Origin of the sequence: Paenibacillus thermoaerophilus (genome assembly GCF_005938195.1) — a bacterium.
GTDB lineage: Bacteria > Bacillota > Bacilli > Paenibacillales > Reconciliibacillaceae > Paenibacillus_W > Paenibacillus_W thermoaerophilus.
Map to the genome: position 1 here is coordinate 1 of NZ_VCQZ01000044.1, position 7,884 is coordinate 7,884.

Annotated in this window: 9 protein-coding genes and 1 pseudogene; 7 read left to right on the forward strand and 3 right to left on the reverse strand. The window is 52.3% G+C overall.

Annotated elements, in window-relative coordinates:
- Positions 1 to 167: 167 nt before the first annotated feature.
- Positions 168 to 1,118 (forward strand): Abi family protein, encoded by a 951-nt coding sequence (locus tag FE781_RS17095; RefSeq protein ID WP_170209592.1) that lies wholly within the window; start codon positions 168 to 170, stop codon positions 1,116 to 1,118.
- A gap of 88 nt (positions 1,119 to 1,206) precedes the next feature.
- On the opposite strand, the gene FE781_RS18245 is transcribed toward FE781_RS17095, so the two are convergent.
- Both FE781_RS18245 and FE781_RS18250 read right to left on the reverse strand, forming a co-directional pair.
- Positions 1,207 to 1,449, reverse strand: coding sequence for a serpin family protein (locus FE781_RS18245; RefSeq protein WP_425464979.1), 243 nt, complete (start codon positions 1,447 to 1,449; stop codon positions 1,207 to 1,209).
- Positions 1,450 to 1,506: 57 nt separating this feature from the next.
- Entirely contained in the window at positions 1,507 to 1,758 is a 252-nt protein-coding gene (locus FE781_RS18250) for a serpin family protein (protein WP_425464978.1), read from the reverse strand.
- Here FE781_RS18250 and FE781_RS18045 point away from each other — a divergent pair.
- The 6 genes and pseudogenes from FE781_RS18045 to FE781_RS17125 form a co-directional block, all read left to right on the forward strand.
- Positions 1,657 to 2,205: pseudogene (locus FE781_RS18045) on the forward strand (ABC transporter permease); the annotation flags it as partial. The gene FE781_RS18250 and the pseudogene FE781_RS18045 sit on opposite strands and share 102 nt — an antisense overlap.
- Before the next feature lie 118 nt (positions 2,206 to 2,323).
- Positions 2,324 to 2,578 (forward strand): ABC transporter permease, encoded by a 255-nt coding sequence (locus tag FE781_RS18050; protein WP_281281922.1) that lies wholly within the window; start codon positions 2,324 to 2,326, stop codon positions 2,576 to 2,578.
- A gap of 23 nt (positions 2,579 to 2,601) precedes the next feature.
- Positions 2,602 to 3,078 carry a small multi-drug export protein gene (locus tag FE781_RS17110; RefSeq protein ID WP_138790819.1) on the forward strand — a complete coding sequence of 159 codons (477 nt, stop codon included), beginning with the start codon at positions 2,602 to 2,604 and terminating at the stop codon, positions 3,076 to 3,078.
- Positions 3,079 to 3,264: 186 nt separating this feature from the next.
- On the forward strand, positions 3,265 to 4,380 hold the full coding sequence (locus FE781_RS17115) for a Fe(3+) ABC transporter substrate-binding protein (RefSeq protein ID WP_138790822.1): 1,116 nt from the start codon (positions 3,265 to 3,267) through the stop codon (positions 4,378 to 4,380).
- Between the two features lie 42 nt (positions 4,381 to 4,422).
- Entirely contained in the window at positions 4,423 to 6,042 is a 1,620-nt protein-coding gene (locus tag FE781_RS17120; RefSeq protein ID WP_138790820.1) for an ABC transporter permease, read from the forward strand.
- Complete coding sequence (locus FE781_RS17125; protein WP_138790821.1) at positions 6,039 to 6,692, forward strand: ABC transporter ATP-binding protein; 654 nt, start codon at positions 6,039 to 6,041, stop codon at positions 6,690 to 6,692. The genes FE781_RS17120 and FE781_RS17125 overlap by 4 nt, the downstream gene beginning before the upstream one ends.
- Before the next feature lie 595 nt (positions 6,693 to 7,287).
- On the opposite strand, the gene FE781_RS17130 is transcribed toward FE781_RS17125, so the two are convergent.
- On the reverse strand, positions 7,288 to 7,884 hold a 597-nt coding region (locus FE781_RS17130; protein ID WP_211346398.1), incomplete at its 5' end, for an IS256 family transposase.

Genomic DNA, 7,884 nt, shown 5'->3' on the forward strand with positions numbered 1-7,884 from the left:
TACAAATTTAGGTAAATGTATCTTTTGTTTGGAGAATGATCAAGGCAAAGCGCTTACAGGGGCAAGGGTTCTTTATGTAGTTCGTTTTGTTCCCTTAATGAATTGCCCACAATGACTTGACACTGACCATAGCCAATGTCTCCTTGACGTTATTGGATGTTTCCGGTATGATAAAGTCAACAGTTCCCACCACGCCTCTTAACAATGCGTACCAAGGTGGGCCTTTCTATTTATTGGGGGATTTTATGGAATCTAATAATATTCCTTCCGTTAAGCGGCCCACTACTTTTGAAGAGCAGATCGAAATTTTTAAAGGCCGTGGGCTCATCATATCCGATGCTGATTTTGCAATTCGAACGCTGCAACGGATCAACTATTATCGGTTAAGCGCTTATACACTCAGTTTGAAACATAACGATCAATACCTTCCTGATGTAACTTTTGAACATGTTGTTGCATTATATGAATTTGATCGACGTTTCCGCTATTTGATAATGGAGATGGTCGAACAAGTGGAGATTGCGTTTCGTACCCATATTTCATATCATATCGCCCATACTTACGGTCCTCTTGGTCATTTGGAGCCCAAACATTTTGAGAATCATGACGCATTTCTTACCGAACTTGAAAAGGAAATTAATCGATCCCAGGAAATATTCATCAAGCATCATATCGAAAAGTATGAGGGGAAAATACCGGTTTGGGTGGCTATTGAGGTTCTTTCGTTTGGAGCGCTTTCCAAGTTATATTCCAACATGAAAAGTGATGATCAGAGTCAAATTGCTAAAAGGAATTATCGTGCTCCAGCTATATACCTTGAAAGTTGGCTTAAATGTTTGTCCTATATCCGAAATATATGTGCCCATTACGGTCGGCTTTATAATCGTCCTCTAACAAGCAAACCGAGACTCGACCGGAAATCAAAGCAACTTGGAATTGATCAGGGTAAAGTCTTTGCGCATTTGTATATTTTAAAGGAACTCATTCCTGACCGAAGCAAGTGGACGGATTTCGTTACTCGATTAGAAGCGCTGCTTTCCGAGTATAAAGAAGTAGTTGAGTTGGATCGAATTGGATTCCCGGAGGACTGGGAGTCCATTCTGATGATGAGGAGATAGCTTGGTATCAAGGTGAACGCTACCCATTTCACGTTGTGATTTCCTGCGACAACTACTCAAGTCATGTGGAGGCTGTTTGTTCCTTGATTTATAAGGGTTTTGAGTAATTGGAGTGACGCTGAAGATATACAGATTGGGCGGAACGTCCGCCATGCCGGACAGGTCGGCGAGCGAAGGGTTGAATGCCGTCGGCATCCCCATCGCTTTCAGCGCATCCCGCATCCCGCAGCTCGAGCACGCTCTCCAGCCGGAACGGCTGCATCGACGTGGCCGTTTCCGGGAACGGCGTCTTCCAGTCGCCTTTGAAATAGATGGCCTGGAGCAGAAACATGACCGTGCTTTTATCGATCGGTCCTTCGATCAAACGGTCTATCGTGCCCTCCGTCTGCTATTTGACCCAATGGTTGATCGTGTCGACCGCCCCCGGGTCGTCGAAGTCCAGCTGCTCGATACGGGCGTCGTAGAACCGCTCGTTCGTCTGCAGGAACTCGTCATGGAACGGCTTGCCTTCCCGCATATAACATACAAATCCGAGGAAATGTTCGACACGAGCACGGCCTCCGCTCTTCAGACCGGTCTGCAAGCGGTAAAGCTTGAGGCGGTTTTGCAGCATGCCGTCCTGACCGAAGAGCAGAAGCAAGAACTGTTTACGCCGGTCGATGTCGAAACGATGCAAATCGCTCTAACCGGAACGGCCGCGGCGGGAGAAGGCAAAGACGCCGCTCAAAGCGGATTGTCGATGGGCTTCGTCTATGCGATGATGATTGTCCTCTTCATGGGAATCTTCGTCACGAGCCAGTTGATCGCCAGCGAAATTACAGCCGAGAAAAGCTCCCGCGACATAGAGATTCTCGTCACCAGCGTTGCGCCGCTGAAGCAGATGTTCGGTAAAATTACCGGCATGTTTATTGTCGGTTTGCTGCAAATCGCGTTCTATGTAGCCGCGTTCTATGTAGCCGTATTCCTGGTCAATGTCAACTTGCCGCATAACGTCGATTTTCTGAAAAACTTCAACATTCATCTGTCGGACATCGATCCGCGGCTCTATGTTTACGCGATTTTGTTCTTTCTGACCGGCTATTTCCTGTATGCGACGCTGTATGCCGCCGTCGGCTCCATCGTCAGCCGTACGGAAGATTTGGCGCAGGCGCTTTATGCCGGTTACGTTCCTGTCGCTGGGCGGGTTCTATATCGGCATCTTCGGTATGGGGACGCCGGATGCGATGATCGTCAAGGTCGCATCGTTCATCCCGTTCTTCTCGCCGTTCGCCATGTTTTTGCGCATCGGGCTTGCGTCGCCGATGTTCTGGGAGACTGCGCTGTCTTTCGTCATCCTGTTCGTCAGCATCTTCATCTTCGGCTGGCTGTCGGCGAAGATCTACCACACCGGCGTCCTGATGTACGGCAAGCGCCCGACCTTCAAGGAGCTGCGCAAAGCGATGAAAGCTTATAAAGTTTAACGAACGGAGGAATTATTCGGAATATGTTGGAATGGCTGCAGCAAGCGGATGACATATGGCAGTACCTGGGGCTGTTCATACTGGCGATTCTGCCCTGGATCGATATTTTCGTTGTGGTGCCGCTCGGCATTCTGTGGGGGCTGTCGCCGGTCGTCGTCAGTATTGTCGGTTTTGCCGAAAACTTTCTCATGATTGTACTGCTCGCTCTGTTTTTCCGCCAGCTCGCCGCATGGCGGCAGCGCCGCCGCGAGCGCAAAGGGATAACCGCTCCGACGAAACGGGAGACGCGGGCACGGCAAATTTGGGAGCGTTACGGTATTCCCGGTCTGTCGATTGTGGCTCCGATTCTGCTCGGGACGGATTTGGCCGCTCTGCTCGCACTGTCGTTCGGTTCTTCGCGCATGCGTGTCGTCGTGTGGATGGGAGTCAGCCTGGTCATCTGGACGGTCATTCTCGCTCAAGGGTCGGTTTACGGCTTCGGCTATATGAAGTGGATCTAAGTTTATACGTTGCATTCATATCGTCTTTCCGAAACGGGTCTTGCGGCGAACCGCCGAAGGCCCGTTTCGCATGTCGGCAGATCGGAGCAGTCTTTGCGGATAAAATTGTATTGACATGCTTAAATGTTCATGTTAAATTTCACGATGATTATCATTCTCAACAAAGGGGACATGAATGGCATGAAGATGCTTGGCCGGTTTACTTTTTCATCTGTTGCGGCTATTCTTCTTTTCATCCTGTTGACCGCATGCGGCGCCGGTTCGGGCAGCAGTGAAAACGGCAATACTGCCAGCCAGCCATCCGAATCGGCAGCAGCCGGGCAATCGCAAGAGCAGGAGCAATCCGGATCGAAAGAAGTTAACATTTATACGGCTCGTCATTATGAAGTGGATGGCAAGCTGTATGACGAATTCACCCGGGCGACGGGCATTAAGGTCAATGTCGTGGAAGGCAAAGCCGAGGAATTGATCGAACGGATGAAACGCGAGGGCGAAAGTAGTCCGGCGGACCTGTTCATTACCGTCGACGGCGGAATATTAAATAATGCGAAAACGAGTGGCATTCTGCAGCCGATTGAATCGGATACCGTGAACAGCAATGTGCCGGCTGAATATCGCGATGCGGACAATCATTGGGTCGGCTTGTCCGCCCGCGCCCGCATTATCGCCTATTCCAAGGAGCGGGTAAAACCGGAGCAACTCAGCACCTATGAAGATCTTGCCACGGACAAGTGGAAAGGGAAAGTGCTGGTCCGTTCCTCGACAAGCCTGTACAACCAATCGCTTCTCGCTTCGCTTATCGAGTTGAACGGGGAAGCGCAAGCTGAGGAATGGGCGAAAGGGATTGTGGCCAATATGGCCCGCAAGCCGGAAGGCGGCGACCGCGACCAAGCAAAAGCGATTGTCGCCGGACAAGGCGACGTAGCGCTTATGAACACATATTACGTCGGTCAGCTGCTGAACTCCAAGGATGCGGAGGAAGTGAAAGTCGGCGAACAGATCGGCGTCTTCTTCCCGAACCAGGAGACGACGGGCACGCACGTGAACATAAGCGGCGTCGGGTTGGCAAAGCACAGCAAAAATAAAGATGCGGCGATCAAGCTGATCGAATATTTGACCGGAGCGGAAGCGCAAGCGATATTCTCAAGCGAGAACTTCGAGTTTCCGGTCAATCCGGAAGCCGAGCTGCCGGAACTGCTCAAATCGTGGGGCGAATTTAAAAAACAACAACTTGATTTCTCCAAGCTGGGAGAACACAATAAAAAAGCAGTGGAAATTTTGAATAAAGTAGGATGGGATTAAGTGATACGTCCGCAAACATGGGGAAGGGACATCCGAAGGCGAATGAACGGTTGGACGATCTCCAGCCTTATCGTGGCAGCAGCAATTTTGCTGCCCGTTTTTTTCATTCTGGTATCTGTAGCGCAAGGGCCGGGTGAGAACTGGTCGCATATCAAGCAGTATGTACTGAAGGATGCGGTGATGCAGTCCGCTTGGCTGGCGCTGTTGACGGGACTGTTCACGACAGGACTTGGCGTCGGGCTGGCCTGGCTGACGGCGGCGTACGACTTCCCGCTCAGCCGTTTGTTCCGCTGGACGTTCGCGCTGCCGCTTGCGATACCGCCGTATATCGCCGCCTATACGTACAGCGCCATGCTCGGTTATACCGGCGTCGTGCAGACAACGCTGCGGAATACATTTGGGCTGCAGCTTTCCCAAGGCTGGTTCAATATTATGTCGGTACAGGGCGCCGTTTTTATTTTTACGATGTTTCTTTATCCTTACGTCTATTTGATCGCCCGGGCATTCTTGGAGAGCCAGACGGGCGCATACGTCGAGAACGCGCGTCTGCTCGGTCGAGGACCGTGGTCGGTCTTCTGGCTTGTCGTGCTGCCGATCTCCCGTCCGGCCATCGCCGGCGGGGTCATTCTCGTATGCTTCGAAGTGCTCGGCGATTATGGGGTTGTCAGCTATTTCGGCATTTCGACAATTTCGACGGCGATCTTCAAGACCTGGTTCGGCATGTACGATATTGCGTCGGCAAGCCGGCTCGCGGCGTGGCTGATGATCGGGGTGCTCGGCCTGTTTCTGCTGGAACGCCAGCTGCGCAGACAGCGCCGGTACAGCGCGACGAGCGGCAAGTCGCGGCCGCTTGTCCGCAGAAGACTCCGCGGGGCGGGCGGGGCTGCGGCTTGCATGTTCGGCGCAGTCGTCATGCTGGTCTCGTTCGTGATACCGGTTGCCCAGCTCGTTGTCTGGGCGACTTGGACGGCGGATGAAGTATGGCATGAAGGTTTTTACCGGATCATTGGGGACACGGTCGCCGTGGCGATCGTGCCCACGGCGCTCACTATGGTTGCCGCCGCGATTGTGGCGGTTTCGGTCCGGCAATTCGATGGAATATTCGGCTATATGCTGGCGAAGGCGGTTACGGCCGGTTATTCGATTCCGGGTGCGATCATCGCGATCGGCGTACTGGCGGTGTTCATCAAGCTTGACGGATGGCTCGCTCCCGTCTATGTGGCCCTTCGTCTTGGCACCGGGGAAGCGCCGCTCGTGCTCAGCCTGTCGATCGTCATGCTTGTCGCGGCCTATGTCGTCCGCTTCATGGCGACCGGCTATAATGCTCTGGAGGCTGGTTTTGAGAAGATCGGTCCCCAATATGCGGAAGCGTCACGCTTGCTTGGGAGAGGGCGGACGCAGACGTTCTTGCGCGTAGAGCTTCCATTGCTCAAAGGGGCTCTGTTAAGCGGAACGGTGCTGACTTTTGTCGAAATCGTCAAAGAGCTGCCGCTTGCGCTGCTGTTGCGGCCGTTTAACTTTCAGACGCTTGCGACCAAGACGTACCAGTATGCCAGCGACGAACGGATTCATGAAGCATCGGTGCCGGCGCTTTGCATCGTTGTGGTCAGTCTGGCATCGGTCTATTTGCTGAATCGGATTGAAAGGGGAATGGAGGTATGAAGGTTGTCGAAATGCATCGCGTGTCGTTCACCTATGCCGGCTCGTCCGATTTGATTCTGCAAGACGTTTCGCTTGATGTCGGACAAGGAGAGATTGTCGGCCTGCTCGGCCCGAGCGGAAGCGGCAAAAGCACGCTGCTGCGGCTGATTGCCGGCCTGGAAGCCCCGACGGCCGGTCTCATCGCCGTATGCGGCAAGACAGTCGCCGACCGGACGACCTTCGTTCCGCCGGAGCGCCGCGGTATCGGCATGGTATTTCAAGACTACGCATTGTTTCCCCATATGACGGTTGCCCAAAATATCGAATTCGGTCTTCATCGGATTCCTCGGGGAGAACGGAAACAGCGCGTCCGGCAGATGCTGGAGCTGGTGCAGCTGCCGGAGTACGGCTCGCGCTACCCCCATGAATTGAGCGGCGGACAGCAGCAGCGCGTCGCCTTGGCGCGCGCGCTTGCGCCCAAACCGTCGCTGCTGCTGATGGACGAGCCGTTCAGCAACCTTGACGCGGCGCTCAAAGCGGATATACGCCGGGAGCTGAGGGATATTCTGCGGCGGGCGGAGATGGCCTGCCTTTTCGTCACGCATGACCGCGAAGATGTGGAGGCGATCTGCGACCGCAGCATAACGATTGACGTCAAAGTACAAGTATAGGTTAGGCGCCGAACGCCCATACAAGCTTGGACAAACAAAGCTGCGCTCCGCCGTACGATACGGCGAACCGTACCATAAGTAAGCACAAAGTCGGTGTTTTGAGAAGCATCAAAGAACAACTCTATGTCCTTGATGCTTCTTTGTTCAATCTTTTCACCAGCATTGATTGTAATTTTAGAAATTAACTGGTTCAAGATGGTCTTTTGTTGTTCGGGTGGTGTGATTTCCATAAGCTTTGAGAAGTTTGAGAGAATACCGTAAACTTCATTGAAAGACAATTCTTTTACCGTCGGTTGTGCAAGTTGTCTCTCTAAATCGACTTTTCGAGATTCAAGTAGCTTTAATTCTTCATTCAATCGGTTTACTTTCTCTTTAACAAAAACAATATCCATAGCATCATTCTCGAACAAACGGAGATACTTTTCAGCGTTGGAACGGACTTTCTTGATTTCTTCGAGAGTGATTTCATACTGGTTTTTTATCGGTTCTTTTATGGTAGTAAGTTTTCTGTTTACGTTATCAACAAGAGATTTTAGAATACGGTCATTGGTGGTCAAGTCCAAAATTATGTGTAAAATCCCTCAGCTAGAATGTGCTACATGATTCGGGTTACTTTCAAGACAGATTTTGGTCGGCTTTCACGCCACTCTAGGTATTCGACCATATCGAGGTACTTCTTGCCGGAAGCCCATTTCTCGTCCTGTTCCATGAGTAGCGCACCGATGAGTCGAATGACGGATTCCCGGTTGGGAAAAATGCGAATCACGCGTTCCCGGCGGCGAACTTCCTCATTCAGACGTTCTACGCTGTTTGTCGTTCTCAAGCGCTTACGGTACTTTTCCGGCAGGCTCAAAACGGCGGTGACATCGTCAAAACCGGCTTCCAGAATCCGCATCGCCTTAGCCGCTTTCTCCTCGTAAGCCGCCAGCGTCTGCTGCAAAAGCAGCCGGGCCGCTTCCGGGTTGGGCGCCTCCAGGATCGCTCGTACATGCGTGTGGATTTCATCCTTCAGGGCTTTCGGAGAGGCATCCAGTACGTTGCGCATAAAGTGCGTCTGACACCGCTGCCAAGTCACGCCCTGCAATTGTCGGCGAATAGAGCGAACCAGCCCGCCATGATCATCAGACACGATCAGATCCACGCCACGGAGTCCGCGGGACTTGAGCCAGTTGAAGAACTCCGTCCAGCTTTC

Coding starts and splice junctions, on each gene's coding strand:
- FE781_RS17095 (WP_170209592.1), top strand. CDS start 168: ATGATAAAGTCAACAGTTCCCACCACGCCTCTTAACAATGCGTACCAA.
- FE781_RS18245 (WP_425464979.1), bottom strand. CDS start 1,449: ATGTTTCTGCTCCAGGCCATCTATTTCAAAGGCGACTGGAAGACGCCG.
- FE781_RS18050 (WP_281281922.1), top strand. CDS start 2,324: ATGGGGACGCCGGATGCGATGATCGTCAAGGTCGCATCGTTCATCCCG.
- FE781_RS17110 (WP_138790819.1), top strand. CDS start 2,602: ATGTTGGAATGGCTGCAGCAAGCGGATGACATATGGCAGTACCTGGGG.
- FE781_RS17115 (WP_138790822.1), top strand. CDS start 3,265: ATGCTTGGCCGGTTTACTTTTTCATCTGTTGCGGCTATTCTTCTTTTC.
- FE781_RS17120 (WP_138790820.1), top strand. CDS start 4,423: ATGAACGGTTGGACGATCTCCAGCCTTATCGTGGCAGCAGCAATTTTG.
- FE781_RS17125 (WP_138790821.1), top strand. CDS start 6,039: ATGAAGGTTGTCGAAATGCATCGCGTGTCGTTCACCTATGCCGGCTCG.